The sequence below is a fragment of the Filimonas lacunae genome, from assembly GCF_002355595.1.
GTDB lineage: Bacteria > Bacteroidota > Bacteroidia > Chitinophagales > Chitinophagaceae > Filimonas > Filimonas lacunae.
This window is the reverse complement of the sequence record NZ_AP017422.1, coordinates 7,216,165-7,232,947: the sequence shown is the minus strand read 5'-3', so window position 1 is coordinate 7,232,947 and position 16,783 is coordinate 7,216,165. Positions and strand designations below refer to the sequence as shown.

19 protein-coding genes are annotated in these 16,783 nt (G+C 41.7%); 5 read left to right on the top strand and 14 right to left on the bottom strand.

Annotation, left to right across the window (positions count from 1 at the left end):
- Positions 1–11: 11 nt before the first annotated feature.
- Together FLA_RS28660 and FLA_RS31600 are read right to left on the bottom strand one after the other, a co-directional pair.
- The gene (locus tag FLA_RS28660; protein WP_076376820.1) at positions 12–1,355 is read right to left on the bottom strand and encodes a DUF4270 family protein; all 1,344 of its coding nucleotides are present in this window, start codon (positions 1,353–1,355) and stop codon (positions 12–14) included.
- 372 nt (positions 1,356–1,727) lie between these two features.
- Positions 1,728–1,946 (bottom strand): hypothetical protein, encoded by a 219-nt coding sequence (locus FLA_RS31600; RefSeq protein ID WP_076376818.1) that lies wholly within the window; start codon positions 1,944–1,946, stop codon positions 1,728–1,730.
- A 57-nt stretch (positions 1,947–2,003) separates the two neighbouring features.
- Here FLA_RS31600 and FLA_RS31595 point away from each other — a divergent pair, with 57 nt between their 5' ends.
- From FLA_RS31595 to FLA_RS28640, 4 genes are read left to right on the top strand one after another with little or no spacing between them, the layout of a single operon-like run.
- Positions 2,004–2,729, top strand: a complete 726-nt coding sequence (locus FLA_RS31595; protein ID WP_076376816.1) for a sensor histidine kinase — start codon at positions 2,004–2,006, stop codon at positions 2,727–2,729.
- Entirely contained in the window at positions 2,722–3,435 is a 714-nt protein-coding gene (locus FLA_RS28650; RefSeq protein ID WP_076377400.1) for a LytR/AlgR family response regulator transcription factor, read from the top strand. Before FLA_RS31595 ends, FLA_RS28650 begins: the two co-directional genes overlap by 8 nt.
- Before the next feature lie 59 nt (positions 3,436–3,494).
- Positions 3,495–4,586, top strand: a complete 1,092-nt coding sequence (locus FLA_RS28645; RefSeq protein ID WP_159445066.1) for a Kelch repeat-containing protein — start codon at positions 3,495–3,497, stop codon at positions 4,584–4,586.
- The gene (locus FLA_RS28640) at positions 4,570–4,926 is read left to right on the top strand and encodes a DUF4907 domain-containing protein (protein WP_076376812.1); all 357 of its coding nucleotides are present in this window, start codon (positions 4,570–4,572) and stop codon (positions 4,924–4,926) included. The genes FLA_RS28645 and FLA_RS28640 overlap by 17 nt, the downstream gene beginning before the upstream one ends.
- Positions 4,927–4,978: 52 nt before the next feature.
- On the opposite strand, the gene murI is transcribed toward FLA_RS28640, so the two are convergent.
- The 12 genes from murI to gldC all read right to left on the bottom strand — a co-directional run bounded on the left by murI (position 4,979) and on the right by gldC (position 15,630).
- Complete coding sequence (murI, locus tag FLA_RS28635) at positions 4,979–5,806, bottom strand: glutamate racemase (RefSeq protein ID WP_076376810.1); 828 nt, start codon at positions 5,804–5,806, stop codon at positions 4,979–4,981.
- 80 nt (positions 5,807–5,886) lie between these two features.
- Positions 5,887–6,513 carry an OmpH family outer membrane protein gene (locus FLA_RS28630; RefSeq protein WP_076376808.1) on the bottom strand — a complete coding sequence of 209 codons (627 nt, stop codon included), beginning with the start codon at positions 6,511–6,513 and terminating at the stop codon, positions 5,887–5,889.
- 36 nt (positions 6,514–6,549) lie between these two features.
- Entirely contained in the window at positions 6,550–7,068 is a 519-nt protein-coding gene (locus FLA_RS28625; protein WP_076376806.1) for an OmpH family outer membrane protein, read from the bottom strand.
- A gap of 30 nt (positions 7,069–7,098) precedes the next feature.
- On the bottom strand, positions 7,099–9,801 hold the full coding sequence (locus FLA_RS28620; RefSeq protein ID WP_231940348.1) for a BamA/OMP85 family outer membrane protein: 2,703 nt from the start codon (positions 9,799–9,801) through the stop codon (positions 7,099–7,101).
- 214 nt (positions 9,802–10,015) lie between these two features.
- Positions 10,016–10,777 (bottom strand): isoprenyl transferase, encoded by a 762-nt coding sequence (locus FLA_RS28615; protein ID WP_076376802.1) that lies wholly within the window; start codon positions 10,775–10,777, stop codon positions 10,016–10,018.
- Positions 10,778–10,847: 70 nt separating this feature from the next.
- Positions 10,848–11,702, bottom strand: a complete 855-nt coding sequence (gene porG, locus FLA_RS28610) for a type IX secretion system protein PorG (RefSeq protein WP_076376800.1) — start codon at positions 11,700–11,702, stop codon at positions 10,848–10,850.
- A 62-nt stretch (positions 11,703–11,764) separates the two neighbouring features.
- Positions 11,765–12,643, bottom strand: coding sequence for an NAD kinase (locus tag FLA_RS28605; protein ID WP_076376798.1), 879 nt, complete (start codon positions 12,641–12,643; stop codon positions 11,765–11,767).
- A 62-nt stretch (positions 12,644–12,705) separates the two neighbouring features.
- Entirely contained in the window at positions 12,706–13,365 is a 660-nt protein-coding gene (locus FLA_RS28600; RefSeq protein ID WP_076376796.1) for a CBS domain-containing protein, read from the bottom strand.
- Between the two features lie 32 nt (positions 13,366–13,397).
- Entirely contained in the window at positions 13,398–14,177 is a 780-nt protein-coding gene (locus FLA_RS28595; protein WP_076376794.1) for an alpha/beta fold hydrolase, read from the bottom strand.
- 107 nt (positions 14,178–14,284) lie between these two features.
- Positions 14,285–14,809: a CvpA family protein gene (locus FLA_RS28590; protein WP_076376792.1), complete on the bottom strand. Its 525-nt coding sequence runs from the start codon at positions 14,807–14,809 to the stop codon at positions 14,285–14,287.
- A 2-nt stretch (positions 14,810–14,811) separates the two neighbouring features.
- Positions 14,812–15,264, bottom strand: coding sequence for a GatB/YqeY domain-containing protein (locus FLA_RS28585; protein WP_076376790.1), 453 nt, complete (start codon positions 15,262–15,264; stop codon positions 14,812–14,814).
- Positions 15,265–15,285: 21 nt separating this feature from the next.
- Positions 15,286–15,630 (bottom strand): gliding motility protein GldC, encoded by a 345-nt coding sequence (gldC, locus tag FLA_RS28580; RefSeq protein WP_076376788.1) that lies wholly within the window; start codon positions 15,628–15,630, stop codon positions 15,286–15,288.
- Positions 15,631–15,684: 54 nt separating this feature from the next.
- On the opposite strand from gldC, the gene FLA_RS28575 reads away from it, so the two are divergent.
- On the top strand, positions 15,685–16,737 hold the full coding sequence (locus FLA_RS28575) for a glycosyltransferase (RefSeq protein WP_076376786.1): 1,053 nt from the start codon (positions 15,685–15,687) through the stop codon (positions 16,735–16,737).
- Positions 16,738–16,783: the final 46 nt, after the last annotated feature.

Genomic DNA, 16,783 nt, shown 5'->3' with positions numbered 1-16,783 from the left:
CTAGCAGTTAGTTATTTTATTGTCATGTAATAAATTACCAGCGACATCTGGCCGTCCGAATTGGCATTATCTCCTAATACCAGCCTGTCAAAGGCAGAAGTATAAGATGCGGATGGTGGTAACAGCAACAACCCGTTTTCATTGTTCAATTGCGTTACCTGTATCAGTGACTTCAGATAAGATGTAACATCATAGGTATACCTGGTATCCCTCAGGTTGGTTGGGGAAAACGACAGATTACCTGTTTGCACGGTACTGGACGAGCTGGAACTGTATATCAGATCTGAACCCAGTTCATTTTCAATATCAGTAGTACTCAATCGCAAACTTGCAGGTAAAGCATACGGATAATTATAGGTATTCAATACAGGCTTTATTGTTAGTGTAGCCAATTGAATTCCGTAATAGTTGGGAGCGTTGGTTAACGCCGTTCGCAATGTCGGGAATCGCACTTTTACCATTGAGCCGGTAATGTACTGCATAAAAGCTGTATTACCTGTGCTGGTAGTGTATAACTGCTTATTGTTAGAATTATTGAATCCTGCGTTACCCAATACAGTACCTGTACGGTCAATGTCTATATGATTAAACTGGTGGCTGGTATTAGACAACTCAAAAGTGGTATAGGTTTGTTCTTTCACAATACCATCATTTTTATAATACAAACGCATAGATACGCTATCACCATATCCCAGTATCAGGTCATCAGTTGCATCGCTGCCAATGTATAAGCCTTTCAGAATGTAGGTACGGAACTTTTCGCTGGTGGTAAGCGCGTCGTCACTGTTCTTTAACAGGGAAAACAAGGTATCGCCCAGGTTAGTTCCATTTAAACGTACCACCACCGAATCGGTCTGGTAAGGCCTTACGGTAACCGTAGTGCTACCCAGCAGAGTGTTTTTTTTCTTAAATGAAGTGGTGTTGTATAAGGTACCCGAAGTGGCGTAATCTGTAGTAAGAATAGGCTCAATCAGTTCATCCAGCTCATATACATTCAGGTGAACCGGCTTCGTGGTATCGCCATACCAGGTATGATTAGGCTTTAAAATCAGAACCAGCGAATCGTAAGTAGCTTCGGTAGCAGGCGTCACACCTGTTGGTGCAGTTACTTCAAAATAAGTAGAAGCTGCTATTTTACCAAACGCCACATCCTTGAATGTGCCAATTAACACTGAGGAAGGAGCAGCTGTAGAAAAGGAATCAACATAAACAGTAGAAACGACAGGAGTAATAGTATCCAGCTTGATAATGTCGGTATGACTGTTATCAACGTACTGTCCTCCATAGTCAATATCAACCTTTTTACAGGAAGGCGCCAAAAAAAATGCTAATACAGCCAGCAGCGTCCATTTCATAAAACTATTGCACTTGGCAGTGAAAGATGGGCAAATACAACTGGTGTGCATGAGTATAATTATGGTTATAAATAAATGTTAGAAAATCTTTAATCGGCCACAATATTAGGATTATTCAAAAATATGCGCGCAAATAGCCTTATTTATTATTGTTAAATGAACCACAAATCCCCCATGTTTCACACCCGGGAACTATAAATTTATGTTACTATGCAACATTTATATCCCCCGCAAAATCACCGTTCCCGTCATTGGCAGATCATTTTCCAGGTGTTCATCTGGATAATTGTACTACTCTTCCCCCTTTTTTCGTACAACATCCGGGTACTGGATCCGGCCTTTTATATAAAGGAGTGTATTAACACCCTTTTTTTAATCGGACTGTTCTATTTCCACATGCTTTTTCTCATCCCCCGCTTTTTTGTACACCGGAAAATTCTCCTGTACCTTATTTTTATCGTAGCAGCCATACTCCTTATTACAATCGAGCAACAAGCGGTAGAGTTTGCTATTTTTAAGCGCATATCGGGCAGCCCCAACCAGGCTTTTATTATGCCGGCCCACAGCGCGCCCCACCATCACTTTCATCATAACGAAGACTTTGCTCCTCCGCCGCCCCCACATTTACAAGGGAAAAAAATAGCAGGAATGCCCGCTTTCATATTTAAAATGACCTTGCGCAAGGCATTATTCTCTTCTTTTTTTATTCTGCTGGCCAGTGGCTTTATTAAAATAGCCCTGGAATGGTTTAAAGCGCAACGCAGACAGGAAGAGTTGGAAAAAGAAAAGTTAAATGCAGAATTAGGCTTCTTAAAGCAGCAGGTAAATCCCCATTTCCTGTTTAACTCCCTTAACAGTATTTACGCTTTAACACAACGGAAGGCAGAAGAAGCTTCTGAAGCGGTCATGCAGCTGTCACTCATGATGCGCTACATGATATACGAGAGTAACACCCCTACAGTGGCCCTGGAAAAAGAGCTGGACTACCTCCAAAACTATATGAATCTGAAAAAATTGCGTTTGAGCAACCAGGTAACTGTGCATTACCAGGTGGAAGGCAACACTACAGGACTACGAATAGAGCCTATGCTACTGATTCCTTTTGTTGAAAATGCCTTTAAACATGGTGTCAGTTATAAAGAGAATTGCGATATACAGATAAAAATAAACGTCGGGCAGCGAAAATTACACCTCGTGGTATCTAATAAAATACACCGACATGAGGATACTGAGCCGGGAGGAATAGGCCTTGATAATGTAGTGAAAAGGCTGAACCTGCTATACCCCACTGATCAACATCAACTAGTTATAACACAAGAAAACAATATATATACCGTATCACTTTCCCTTCTATTAAAAGATGTATATGATTAACAGCGTAATTATTGATGATGAGCCACTGGCAGCAGGTATTCTTCAAGACTACATTGAAAAAGTACCGTTTTTAAATCTGAAAGCTACTTTTACCAACGCCCTGGAAGCTATTCAGTATATTGAACAGGAAGATGTAGACCTTTTGTTCCTGGACATAAGAATGCCTGACATTACCGGCGTAGACCTGTTAAAGAACCTTAAAAAGCGCCCTGCGGCCATTTTCACTACTGCCTATCAGGAATATGCTATTGAGGGTTACAGCCTTAACGTGGTAGATTACCTGTTAAAACCTATTCCTTTTACCCGTTTTGTAAGCGCAGCCACCAAGGCTTATGATTACATTAACATGGTTAAAAGCAGCAGATCTGGTGGCTACGCTGCCCAGCAAGAGTTTATTTTCATTAAAACAGAATACAAGATTGTGAAAGTAGACCTAAGCGATATATTGTACATAGAAGGTTTGAAAGATTACTCTAAAATCTATCTCAAAGACAACAGTAAGCCTATTTTTACCCTCCAGAACCTGAAATCTTTTGAAAGCAAACTTCCCCAGGATCGCTTCATCCGTATTCACCGTTCTTACATCGTTTCTATCAATAAGATCAACGTTATTTGCAAGAATAGAGTAATGATTGCACAAACAGATATACCCGTTAGTATTGGTTTTAAGAATAATTTACAAGAAATTATATTCAGAAATTCATAGTCCTAATTAAAAAAGCCGTTATTTTGGCCGCGATAAATTTTCAAAACTATATGAATTATATGAAGAATTCATTACTTATTCTTAGCACGGCTTGTGTAGCCCTTATAATGGGTTCTTGTAACAAAAGCTCGGATACGCCAGATACTGAAGAAGGAAACTGGGTGAAAAGAGGTTCTTTTGACGGTCCTGCACGTACCGGTGCTGTGTCTTTTGTAATTAATGATACTGCTTATGTTGGAACAGGTTATAATAAATCGGTTTCTAACAGTTATGTGAATGCGGATAGTGTAGCTCTGGCAAATAATGGCTATCTGAAAGATTTTTGGAAGTTTAACATGCCAGCAACAAGCACCGGCAACACCCAAACAGGCTATACCTGGACTCAGGTAGAAGAGCTGCCAGGTGAAGTTCGCGCTTATGCTGTTGGTTTTAATATTCAAAACAAAGGCTATGTTGGCTGCGGTATCGCGTTTGATGGTCTTAAATTGCTGAAAGACTTTTACGAGTTTGATGGCAATACCTGGACTGCCAAAGCAAGCTTTGCTGGTTCAGCCCGTATCAATGCTACCGGCTTTGGTCTGGGTAACAAAGGTTATATCACCTGCGGCTACGACGGTGCCAATACTTTAAAAGACAACTATCAGTACAATCCTGCTACCAACTCCTGGACTTCTGTAGAAGCTATTGCAGGTGGTAAACGCAGAGGTGCTTCTGTATTTGTTTACAAAGACAAGGCTTATTTATTCTGCGGTTATAGCAGCTCTACTTACCTGGATGATATGTGGGCATTTGACAGCACCACTTTAAAATGGACAGAAAAGAACAGAATCACCAACGCTACAGATAACAGCTTTGATGATGATTACTCTGACATTTACCGTCAAAACGCTAACACCTTCGTTATTGATAATTACGGTTATTTAACAGCTGGTGACCAGGGTGGTACACTGATCTCTAAAACATGGCGCTACGATTTCGTTAACGACACCTGGATCAGAAGAACTTCACTGGAGCGTACTCAAAGAACCTATGCTGTAGGCTTTACCGTTCATAACAGAGGTTTCGTAGGTACTGGTGTTTATGGTTCTACTTCTTACCTGGAAGACTTCCAGGAGTTTATCCCAAGTCAGACTTATGAAGCTAACGACTAAGATATACTTAGGTTTTTCTTTCCTGCTGTTTGCCGGACTAACAGTAACAGGCTGTAAACAGCAGGAAAATAAAAAGAAAAAAGAAGGCTCGGATGATCTGGTTTTTGTTGAATTGAAAACAGTGAAGCTGGGCGAAGAAAGGTGGGAATACGATATTTACGTTGACCACAAACCTTATATCAAGCAAGACCGGATTCCGGCAATAGCAGGGCTTCATCCTTTTGTAAGCGAAGAAGAAGCCAAAAGAACCGGAGAATTTGTGATAGCTAAGGTGAAAAAAGGCTTAGGACCTGCGCTAAGCAAAGAGGATATACAAAAATTGAATCTTACAATAAAGTAGACTTCTGACAAGATCTAATAAAAGGCCCGGATTTACCGGGCTTTTTTAATGTCTATAAGCTAACATGGCCCGATGTTACCGAATGTCCATAGAACAATGAAGCTGCTGCATCAAAGTCGGCCGGGTCGTCAGTAGTGTAAAACGCCCGGTTTCCGTTACGTGTAATACGTGTTTCCATTTCAGGATGGCGTTGCAGGTAATCTTCCAGGCTGTTGGCCACTATTTCTCCCTGCGCCAGCACCTGCGTTCCTTCTGGCAAATAGCGGCTTATTTTATCCTTAATCAGCGGATAATGTGTGCAGGCCAGTAAAACGGTATCAATGTCTTCCTGTTTAGCCAGTAGTTGGTTAATATACTTCTCTATAAAGAAATCAGCGCCTGCATTATCATACTCGTTATTCTCAATCAAAGGCACCCAAACAGGGCAGGCCTGTTGCTGTACCTGCACATCCGGAAAAAACTTTTCAATCTCTAACAGGTAAGATTGCGACTGCACCGTTCCATTCGTTGCCAGGATGCCCACCTTGCCCGTTTTTGTATAATTGCCTAACACCTCCGAGGTGGGCCTTATAACGCCCAGCACGCGCCTGTCAGGTGCCATTTCGGGCAAATTAATCTTTTGTATGCTACGCAAAGCTTTTGCTGAAGCGGTATTACAGGCCAGAATTACCAGGGGGCAGCCTTGTTTAAAAAACCATTCCACACATTGTAAGGTATAGTGGTACACCGTTTCAAAAGAGCGTGAGCCATACGGTGCGCGGCTGTTATCACCCATGTATATGTAATCGTATTGTGGTAGCTTCTTTACTATTTCCTTTAAAACAGTAAGTCCTCCATAGCCGGAATCAAATACCCCAATCGGTTGAAGTGGTTGTTGCATATACCTTCAAAATTACATATAAACGCAAAAAGGCTGTCTTGCGACAGCCTTTTTGCTAATACTATAACAATAATAATATCTTAGTGAGCTTTAGGTGCTGGTTTGGTACCTGCGCCTGCTGGTTTAGCTTCATCAGACTCAACGTTACCAGTTCCGCCTAATTCCTGTGGCAATGCCACTTTTAATTCTTTCGCTACCAGAACAAAGATGTTCTCTACAGCAGAAGAACCGAAGAATTCAAAGCTGTTAGGCTTTAATACCAGGGTGAATTTCTTAGCATCTAATACTTTTTTGTAAGCAGCTACTACTTTTTCAGTAATAGGCTGTGCTAAGATTGCTCTTTTCTGCTGAGACTTATTCTCGGCAATTTGCTGCCAGTAAATCAGGTTCATAGCAACCTGCTGACGACTTTGCTTTTGCAGATCCAGTACAGACTTTGCCTTACCAGCAGCAGAATCTGCTTTGTAAGTGCTGTCTAAACGGTGATATTCTGATTGGTAAAAATCATATTCGTTTGCCAGAGAATCCCTCTCATAAACTTGCACAGCGCTATCAACACCACGGTAACCGGGCATCACCTGCATCATGATCTCAATATCGAAAACCCCGATTTTCAATGGCTGCTGTGGAGTCTGAGCCTTCACTGCTTCTGAAGATGCTAACAAGCAACCCGCAACAGCCAGCAGTGATAATAACACCTTTTTCATTTTGTCGATTGTGTATGAAGTTAAAAAATAAAAACTTTAGTTTTTGATCCCCAGTTCGGCTAAAATATCGTCGCTTTTATCCAGTTTGGGGTCGGCAAATATAACAGTAATTCCTTCACTTTTGTCCAGAATAAAATCGTAACTGCGTGCTACAGCAAGCTTTTGCACTGCATTATACACTTTATCCTGTAAAGGTTTTATCAATTTTTGCCTTTCTTTAAACAAATCGCCTTCGTAGCCAAAGCGTCTTTTCTGTAAATCCCTTACTTCCTTCTCTTTATTAAATAATTCGTCTTCTCTCTTTTTCTGTAGCTCGTTGCTCAACATTACCTTTTCTGCCTCGTAATCTTTATACATTTTATCCAGAGCAGCCTGTTTACCATCAATTTCTTTTTGCCAAACCTCACTGGTTTGTTGTAAACGTAGCTCGGAATTTTTATACTCCGGAATCTTGTTCAGAATGTACTTGGTGTCAATAATAGCATAGCGCTGGGCGTTAATGGTACCCATTGCCAGGCACACTACACACACCAGGAGAAATAATTTCAGCTTCATACAAAAAGTTCTTTTGATGAAAATAATATATTATTCTGGTTCAAAACCAAGCATGAAGGTAAATCTGCTGGCACCTTTCAATCCGTTACCCGGTGTGGTTCTGTCTAAGCCAATACCATAGTCAAAGCCAAGCAATCCAAACATTGGCAGGAAGAAACGCATACCCACACCTACCGATCTTCTTAAACGGAACGGATTGTAATCTTTAAATGAATACCAACCGTTGGCCGCTTCAAAGAAGGTAAGACCGTAGATAGTACTGCTTGGATTCAAGCTTAATGGGTAACGTAACTCCAACACATATTTGTTAAACATGGTGAAGTATTTGGAAGCACCCTGCTGATCGGGGTTAACCGTGGGATCAGATGATTCATATACAGGATAACCACGCTGGGAAATGATGTCATAACCCAATAATGCATAAGTGTTACTTAAACCAGCGTCACCCACCTGGAAGCGTTCGAATGGAGATACCTGTAAATCACTATTGTATTTACCAATGAAACCATACTTGGCTGCAGCTTTCAACACAAACTGCTTGTTACGCTCTGCGCCATGTGGTTGCCCCAATGGAACATACCATTCGCCAGAGAAGCGCCACTTATGATATTCTACCCATTTGTACGGGTTGGTTTCATTTACAATGTCTTTATTAATTAAAGAGTATGGCGGTGTAGCCTGTAAGCTCAGTAAGAAGTTAGAACCGCTTCTTGGGAAAATAGGCTGATCTACAGACGAACGCTGTAAAGCTATTTTCAAGCTCAGGTTATTAGAGTGGCCATTACGCCACACATTGCCATCCTTCAAAGTAAGGTTCGCATCAATAGGATAGTTCCTCAGCTTATAGCGTGCATAGCTTAAAGTAAAGCCTAAAGAAAAATAGTCATCGGGCCATTTCAATTGTTTAGCCAAACCAACAGATGCACCCGTGGTACGGAAATAAGAAGTATCACCTGCTGCCTTTTCGTAGCGGCCGGTTAAATAGTTATAGGCATTAGAATATTTGGTATCAAATAAACCAATGGTAAATGCATTTCTTTTTTTACCACCTAACCACGGCTCAGTAAATGAGATGTTGTAGCTACGGTAAGCACGTCCGTTACTCTGTACACGCAGACTTAACTTTTGACCATCACCCGTAGGTAACGGATCCCAGGCTTTCCTGCTAAATATATTACGTGCCGAGAAGTTGTTAAAGGTTACACCCAGTGTACCGGTTAAGCCAATACCACCACCAAAACCTGCACTCAGTTCTAACTGATCGCTCGACTTTTCTTCCAGTGTATAATTAATATCTACCGTACCCTTGTCTGGGTTTGGTACAGGGTTGATACCAATTTTCTCCTGGTTAAAATAACCCAGGTTGGCAATCTCACGCTGCGAACGGATAAGATCGGTACGACTGAACTTTTCACCAGGTATGGTTCTCAGTTCACGACGGATAACGTGTTCCTTCGTTTTGTCGTTACCAGCGATGGTAATTTTGTCAATGGTGGCCTGCGGACCTTCCACTAAACGGATTTCAAAATCTATGGTATCATTATATACCGCTGTTTCTACAGGATCTGTACGGAAGAACAGGTAACCATCATCCATATATAAACCGCTGATGTCGCCCCCTTCCGGTGAAGCAGATTTACCTAATTTCTTATTTAAGATTTCAGCATTATAAATGTCACCTTTCTGAATGCCCAGAATCTGGGATAACACAGAATCAGAATATTTGGTATTGCCTCTCCAGTAGATGTTACCGAAGAAATATTTATGACCTTCTGACACACGAATGTTAATGTTCATGTTACCATTCGCATTATAGTAGAAGGTATCTTTATCAATTACCGCATCTCTATAACCTAAAGAGTTATAGTAGTCAATGATGTTCGTTTTGTCTTCATCATACTTCTTGTCGTTGAACTTTGCTGAAGAGAAAAGTTTAACGCGCACGTATGGATCTAACACCTTTTTGGTTTTAGAGGGAACCAGGAAGCCCCATTCTTTTACATACTCTTCAAAAGTATATTTCTTAGGATCGTACCAGCCACTGGTATCCACTGGTGGATTCAGGGTAAATCGGCTCATTTCTTTGGTGCCTTTCAGTTGCTTTTTCAACTTCAGCTCATCAATCTGGTTGCCTACGAAATTAATGTCGTTGATCTTTACCTTATTGGCTTTGTTGATCATAAAGTACAAGAGCTGGTAGTTATCTGCCGAAGGATCTTTTACTTCATTAATCTTAACAGTGATATTACGGTATGCTTTTTCATAGTAATATTTCTTGATCGCTTCAATTGCCGAAATCTTCATGTTTTCGGTAATCACACGTCCTATGATCAAACCCGTTTTTGATTTCAGATCGTCCTGTTCGCTTTTCTTAGCCCCTTTAAAATAAAACTTAGATAAACGCGGGCGTTCTGTAACAGCAATCTCCAGTTCTATTTCTTTACCGCTCAATTTAGTGATATAAATTTCCACATCACTGAAATAGTTTTGTGCCCACAGCTTGGTAATAGCTTTGGAAAAGTTATCACCACCCGGAATAGAAATTTCATCGCCGATGTTTATGCCGGCAATAGACAGCAATAAAGACTCGTCAAAGAATTTGTTGCCGGTTACTTTTATAGAAGCCACCTTATATTTCTTAGGCGTCTTCTGGTTCAACAGGTTCATCAAATCAGCATCAATAGAAGTGATCTGACCGGTTGAATCCGGCGTTTTTTCTGGAACCTGTGCCATGGCGAAACGAGTGCCCAAACAGGCAACAACTACCAGAATAAATGATTTACAAGCTGTACGCATCCAATTGCTTTTGTTTAAAACCGGGCTGATAGAGCCTTATCCAGCTCCATTCAGCAGTTGGCTTTGGGATAAGTGGCGGCAAATTAACGGGAATTATTAAAAGTGTTTGTTAAATCGCCTCTACATTTTCATCATTATTTAAATAAATCTGTTAAATAGAATTAGCAGATTGCTGTAACTGCTCACTGGTCTTCCCAAATCTCCTTTCTCTCTTCTGAAAATCGAGAATGGCCTGGTATAGATTCTCCTTCCTGAAATCGGGCCAGCAGGTGTCTGTAAAGTACAGTTCAGCATAAGCCAGCTGGTACAGTAAAAAGTTACTGATACGGTATTCGCCGCTGGTTCTTATCATCAATTCCGGATCGGGAAATGCACTGGTGGCAAGGTATTGCTGAAACAAAGCCGGGTTTACCTGCTCTGGTTCTACTTTTCCTGCTTTCACATCTTCTGCTACACGTTTCATCGCATTTACCAACTCCCAGCGACTGCTGTAGCTTAATGCCATTATCAGGTTTAATCCAGTGTTTTTGCTGGTTTCGTCCAATGCTTCCTGCAGTTCAGTTCTGGCATACTCCGGCATCATGGCAATATCACCTATTACATGTAACCGGATATTATTTTTATTTAATGTGGGAACTTCTTTCCGAATGGTATCTACCAGTAATTCCATCAGGCCGGTAACTTCGTTTTCGGGCCTGTCCCAGTTTTCTGTGCTGAAAGCATACAGCGTCAGGTATTCTAACCCCAATTCTGCGCTGCCTTCCACAACATCACGAACGCTTTGCACGCCATGAAAATGGCCATACAACCTATCCTGACCCTTTTCTTTGGCCCAACGTCCGTTACCGTCCATAATAACGGCGATATGCCTGGGTAACCGGCTTTTATCAATAGTATCCTTCAATTCCTGCATATATATGCCTTATAGAGGCGGACAAATTTAGTCTTTCTGCAATGAAATAAACAAAAACAGAAAGAAGCATCTACCTAGGATTAGGGGAAGGACACTTGTAAGTAGAAATATTAAAGGAAACACCTAACAGTAAGGTAACATAACTGTCGTTTTGCGAACTGTTGCCACGCTGCCTGCCTTTGATGCCTATCATACTGCCCGTTTCATAACTTCTGTCCTGTAACAGGTAGCCAATGGAAGGATCACCGGTAGAAGTGGTGGGGAATGCATCCGGTGCGTAGGTGGTGCTAACATCATCCAGGTAGTCAGTAGTGGTAAAACGGTAACCGATTTCGCCAAACAGGTTCACTGCCGAAGAAATACTGTATTTCATACCCAGCGTCAATGGAATGCACATAGCGGTAGAGCTGTAAGGCTTACGACCAGGGTAAGCAACACTGCCCTGACCTTCGGTACCAATCTGGCGCAGGTGATACTTCTGACCACCTAAATAAGCATAGGGATCAAATGAAAATATACCAATACCTAACCCTACATAAGGCGTATAGTTTAACCCTTCTACACCAGGGTAAAATTTCATAAAGTTAAACTCACCTGTTACGGTCAGTTCCCAGATGTTGGAGTTAAAGCTGAGGTTTCTCCTACGCTGGGTTTCATTCTTACTATATTTATCGGAGTAGCCTACCGCCGCATAAGTGCCGGCTACTTTTACACCAATGTAATTGTTGATTTGTTTGCGGAAGAAAATACCGCCTGCAAACTTGGGCCTGTTCAAGGCTGCCCTTGTATTCAGGTCACCAAAGTAATGTGCGGCACCTACCGCTATCCCAAATTCACCCTGTTGCACATAGCTGTCCAGCCATTGAGCATTAGCTTTGGATGTTAACACGGTAACGGTCAACAGTAGTATAATTTTCTTTAACATATTTGCAAAATACGGAATGTTGATATAACGAAAAATCCCTTTAATTTCTTGTCTTTGAACGCTTAATTTCTTTTATCCATTCCCCACGTAAGCTTGTTTCTAAGCGTTGAAAGAAAACTATTTTCGTTTAATCGTATTAATTTCACGCCAAAGCTCTCCTTTTTAATGGCCAGCTGAACGTCTTTATCTACAATTTCTCTTCTCGAATCCAGCGTGCATATAAACTGGTTGTGGCGACCTTCCACTTCAAACGAAATGATGTTGCTGTCCGGCACAATAATAGGCCTTACATTCAGGTTATGCGGTGCAATAGGTGTTATCAGAAAACTGGAAGAGTCAGGAAACACAATCGGACCATTACAGCTTAAACTATACCCGGTGCTGCCCGTAGGAGTAGAAACAATTAAGCCATCTGCCCAATAGGTATTTAAAAACTCCCCGTTTAAATAAGTATGCACCTTAATCATAGGCGATACATCTCTTTTGTGCAACGCAAACTCGTTTAACGCAAAAGAAGCATTATCAAACAAAGGAATATTGGCATCCAGATGAATTAAAGATCGTTTATCTACTACATAAGTGCCGTTAGCCAGTGTATCTACCGCAATGCTCAGTTCTTCTTTACCAATGCTGGCCAGAAAGCCCAACCTGCCAAAGTTAATACCCAAAATAGGCACTCCCTTATCGCGAACCAGCCCTACAGCGTCAAGAATAGTGCCATCACCCCCTAAACTGATTAAACATTCCACTTCTTCATTTAAATCGTTATGATCTTTGAAGATGCTGATGTCTGCCCCTGTAGTACGCAAATAATCAAAATGCTCCTGCAGGGCCTCATGTAATAAAATGGAAATGTTGTAGCGTTGTAGTTCTTCTGCCAGAATAAGCAGCTGGCTGTGCTGTTCAATGTCTAATCCACGGCTGTAGATTGCTACTTTCATGCGCAAATATAGTAAGCAATACCTCCAGGCTAACAGATACTAGCCTTTTTTTCAAAGGAGGATTACATTTTAAGATAGGTCATTAACAGATCGTAGTTCTCTTTCAGTTCGTTCTGATACGATTCTTCGCCAAAGTAATGTTTTACCGTATACTCGTAGCGCTGAAAAGTAGCCACAATATCCGAAATCTCGGACTTGTTCACTTTCATGGTAATCTGTAATAAACCGGTGGAACTGTCTATGTAGGTGTTCAGCTGTGTTATATAAGCATCGTTAGTTTCTACCAGCCTGCTCATTTCGCCAAACGAAAAATTCCTTTTTTCCATCTCCATCACTATTAAACCACCGGGCTCTTCCGCACCGGTAAATTTTTCCGCTGCATGTAACAACTCCACCCGGGAAATGACTCCCTGTAGTTCGGACTGTTCATTAATAACGGGAATCAGTGACAAATCAAGCGCAGAAGCCTGCTTTAAAGCCTGTAAAAAATGATCGTTAGCATGCACAGAAGCTTTAATCCATTGTTCTTCTAACAAAGCAATGGGTGCTGCCTCATCTGCATCCAGTAAATCATCTTTGCTGATAAGGCCCCGGAATTTCTCATCGCTCACAATGGGCAGGTGCTGAATGTCGTAGTCTTCCATTAGCTGCAACGCAAACCCTGCTTTGTCAAATAAATTGACAGCAGGGTAGCTGGTTACTATTAATTGAGATGTTAACATTCAGGTACATTTTATATAACAGACAACAAAAACTAGGCAATAGTTGCAGCAGGTTCTTTCAACTTGCCTAAAAAATCTTCCAGTATTTTGTTAAACTCTAACGGTACTTCCATCATAGGGGCGTGGCCGCACTTATCAATGAAGTGTACTTCGCTGTTTGGAATCAGCTTATTAAACTCTTTTGCTACAAAAGGAGGCGTTACGTTATCGTTGTTCCCCCAGATAAGCAATGTAGGTTGTGTAATCTGCCCCAGTTCTTCACCAAGGTTGTTGCGGATAGCACTTTTAGCCAGAGAAATGGTTTTAATAACCTTTAACCTGTTATTGGTGATATCGAACACTTCGTCAACCAGATCCTTGGTGGCCATAGCCGGATCGTAGAAGGTCAATTCTGTTTTCTTACGGATGTATTCATAGTCACCTCTTTTCGGATAACTATCACCCATGCCGTTTTCAAACAAACCAGAACTTCCGGTGAGGGTAAGCGACTTGATTTTTTCCGGGTGCTTTAAAACATACAGCAAACCAACGTGGCCACCCAATGAGTTGCCCAGCAGGTGAATCTTGTCGTATCCACCTGTGTCAATAAAGTTTGCTACATACTTTGCCAACCCTACTACTGTGGTATGGAAAATATCCAGGTCGTACAAGGGCAATAAGGGAGCTACTACTTTATACTTATGTCTAAAGTGCTCAATCAGATCACTAAAGTTGCTTAAAGCGCCGAACAGACCGTGTAATACCATCAGCGGCTCACCTTCGCCTTCTTCAATAAACCGAAACTTGTCGTTTGTTTTAATCTCGTAATTCATCACTCGTCATTCTTAATGGCTAACAACCATTTGGATGGCCACAAATAAACGTAATTCAATTGACATAACCCAAACTCATTATATCATCTTCTCCCAAAAATAGGCATTCAACTAAGTGATCCAAAAAATTGTTGCAATTCACCGAACATGTTCCTGAAAACAGGAAGCACTACCCCCAATCCCTCAATTGCTTTTGGCCCCCAGGGTTGAATAAACCCATAAAAGCGAGACGCCATAATAGTTTCAGGCTTTAGCATATTCATTTGTTGTGCATAAAATAAACATACACTTAGTATGGTTATGTACAACATCATATATAACAATGCCCCCCCTAATTTGTTAATCCATCCCATCAAAACCAGGTCTAACCCCACTTCAATAAGGGAAGCGCACCATCTTACCAATAAGGTCACCGCTACTATCACTATTATAAAAGACAATGCTGGCAGCCAACGCATACCCACATTGGTATTATGTTGCAGCCACAATGCTACGGTAGCCGACAACTTCATAGCCGCAGCCAGGCCAATGATAATGGCAATAAAGGAAAATACTGCTAATACCAGGCCCTTTTGCAAACCTTTGACGATAGCCAGTACCATCAGTATAGCAAAAATGATGTCAATAATCACCCTTACTTGCTTAATAGTTCTTTCACTGCTGCAGAAATGGCTTTGCCATCTGTTTTACCCGCCAGTTGCTTGGTAGCAACCCCCATTACCTTGCCCATATCGGCAGGAGAGCTGGCGCCTGTTTCGGCAATAATAGCGGCTATAGCTGCTTTCAGGTCAGCCTCGCTTAATTGCGCTGGTAAAAACTTTTCTATTACGGCAATCTCCTGTAATTCTTTTTCTGCCAAGTCGGTGCGGTTTTGCTGCTGGAAAATGTCAACAGAATCACGGCGTTGCTTTACCAGCTTTTGCAACAACTTCACTTCACCCTCTTCATTCACTTCACCACCGGCACCAGTTTCAGTTTTAGCAAGTATAATAGCTGCTTTAATGGCTCTTAAGCCACGCAAAGTAGCTTCATCTTTTGCTTTCATGGCTTCTTTCAGGTCAGCCATTATTTTTTGCTCCAGGCTCATACTGTAGAATTTAAATCTAACCTATTGATTTTGTTGCTGTTGAGTTAATCTGAACTTATGAAAGAAGTCTTTGGCAAACTTCTTCATATCGTCCGACAGTTCCTGCTGCTGCGTTGCACGCAGATAGGTGTCGGCCATAGTAGTCATGGTCTGGTAAAAAAAGTCAGCCATTTCATCTACCATCATATCCTTGGTCCATAAGTCAATTCTCAGGGCGCTTTTATCTGCCGCATCCCAGAAAGCTACCATCATAGCATTGGCTTTCTGATATTCATCAGCAGTGCTGCTACTTGCCTTCCATTCTATCTGGTCAGGCACCTTATCTTCATCCAGCTTCACATTGATGGTAATAGTAGAAGTATGCATATTTATCTGTTAAGCTTGCAAATGTAGAAAATACAAGTCATCTATCTTTGCTCTATGCAAATTGCAGTTCAGGGCAACCTCGTTGCGCAACAGGGAAGAGTGGCAGAAAACGACTTTTTACTACAGGTTTTGCTGCCGTTGGTACAAAAACAGCACGTAAATCTTCTTTTTTTCGTGTCTTCTGCCGAAAAAACGGAAGTGTTAACAGCGTACGGGCAGCAGCAATTATTATCCCCACCCGGCTTTCTGCCCATAAAAAACTGGGCGCAACAGTGGAAGTTCAGCCAGCAGATACCCGGTGTACTCAAAAAACAGCAGATACCATTTTATATCAGCAACCAGCAGGCAGCCAACTCCCCTACGCCGCAGTTACTGGTTGTAACCACCCCTCAACCCGTTTCGTTTGCCAATAAAAACGGAAAAATAATTGTTACTACCCAATGGGCGGCCACACAAATGCAACAGGAATATCAGGTACCCGCCGAAAAAATACAGGTAATACCCGCCGCACCTTCGCCCTTGTTTCAAGCATTACAATGGGAACAGTCTGAAGCCATTAAAGCAAAATATACCGATGGTTGTGAATATTTTGTATTGGACGGAAGCCTGGCTCAATTATCTCAGATCACCTATGCCTTAAAGGCTTTTTCTGTGTTTAAAAAATGGCAGAAAAGCAGCATGAAACTGGTGATCACCGGGGTAGACAACTCTCAACTACCTGATATTGAAGCTTATAAATTCAGAAACGACCTGATGCTATTGCCTGATGCGCAAATTACCGAACTAACCAGCGTGCTGGCCGGAGCGTATGCCATGATATACCCGGTAGAAACAGATGCCACTGCCATTCCTGCCCTGCATGCAATGGCCAGCGAGGTTCCGGTAATTGCGATGGACATACCCGCCCATCGTGAAATTGGGGCAGAGACCTTTTTATATGCTGACACCCAGGCATTTAACAGCCTTGGACAACTGATGATTCAGCTATATAAAGATGAATCACTGCGCAGTCGCCTGGCCCTGGCCGGTAAAAACCGGGTGGCCTCCAACAGCTGGCAGCAATCGGCCGACATTCTGTGGCAAACAATCAAAATACTGACCAGTTGACAGGTTGGAAAGTAAAGCCTAATTTTGCGCTCCGTTAATAAAAAAT

Bases quoted from the DNA above. Each gene is read 5' to 3' on its own strand.
- porG (WP_076376800.1), bottom strand. From the start codon at position 11,702: ATGTTAAAGAAAATTATACTACTGTTGACCGTTACCGTGTTAACATCC.
- FLA_RS31600 (WP_076376818.1), bottom strand. From the start codon at position 1,946: ATGATGAAAGTGATGGTGGGGCGCGCTGTGGGCCGGCATAATAAAAGC.
- FLA_RS28600 (WP_076376796.1), bottom strand. From the start codon at position 13,365: ATGTTAACATCTCAATTAATAGTAACCAGCTACCCTGCTGTCAATTTA.
- FLA_RS28640 (WP_076376812.1), top strand. From the start codon at position 4,570: ATGAAGCTAACGACTAAGATATACTTAGGTTTTTCTTTCCTGCTGTTT.
- FLA_RS28615 (WP_076376802.1), bottom strand. From the start codon at position 10,777: ATGCAGGAATTGAAGGATACTATTGATAAAAGCCGGTTACCCAGGCAT.
- FLA_RS28650 (WP_076377400.1), top strand. From the start codon at position 2,722: ATGATTAACAGCGTAATTATTGATGATGAGCCACTGGCAGCAGGTATT.
- gldC (WP_076376788.1), bottom strand. From the start codon at position 15,630: ATGCATACTTCTACTATTACCATCAATGTGAAGCTGGATGAAGATAAG.
- FLA_RS28605 (WP_076376798.1), bottom strand. From the start codon at position 12,643: ATGAAAGTAGCAATCTACAGCCGTGGATTAGACATTGAACAGCACAGC.
- FLA_RS28660 (WP_076376820.1), bottom strand. From the start codon at position 1,355: ATGAAATGGACGCTGCTGGCTGTATTAGCATTTTTTTTGGCGCCTTCC.
- murI (WP_076376810.1), bottom strand. From the start codon at position 5,806: ATGCAACAACCACTTCAACCGATTGGGGTATTTGATTCCGGCTATGGA.
- FLA_RS28620 (WP_231940348.1), bottom strand. From the start codon at position 9,801: ATGGCACAGGTTCCAGAAAAAACGCCGGATTCAACCGGTCAGATCACT.
- FLA_RS28575 (WP_076376786.1), top strand. From the start codon at position 15,685: ATGCAAATTGCAGTTCAGGGCAACCTCGTTGCGCAACAGGGAAGAGTG.
- FLA_RS28585 (WP_076376790.1), bottom strand. From the start codon at position 15,264: ATGAGCCTGGAGCAAAAAATAATGGCTGACCTGAAAGAAGCCATGAAA.
- FLA_RS28595 (WP_076376794.1), bottom strand. From the start codon at position 14,177: ATGAATTACGAGATTAAAACAAACGACAAGTTTCGGTTTATTGAAGAA.
- FLA_RS28625 (WP_076376806.1), bottom strand. From the start codon at position 7,068: ATGAAGCTGAAATTATTTCTCCTGGTGTGTGTAGTGTGCCTGGCAATG.
- FLA_RS28645 (WP_159445066.1), top strand. From the start codon at position 3,495: ATGAAGAATTCATTACTTATTCTTAGCACGGCTTGTGTAGCCCTTATA.
- FLA_RS28630 (WP_076376808.1), bottom strand. From the start codon at position 6,513: ATGAAAAAGGTGTTATTATCACTGCTGGCTGTTGCGGGTTGCTTGTTA.
- FLA_RS31595 (WP_076376816.1), top strand. From the start codon at position 2,004: ATGCCCGCTTTCATATTTAAAATGACCTTGCGCAAGGCATTATTCTCT.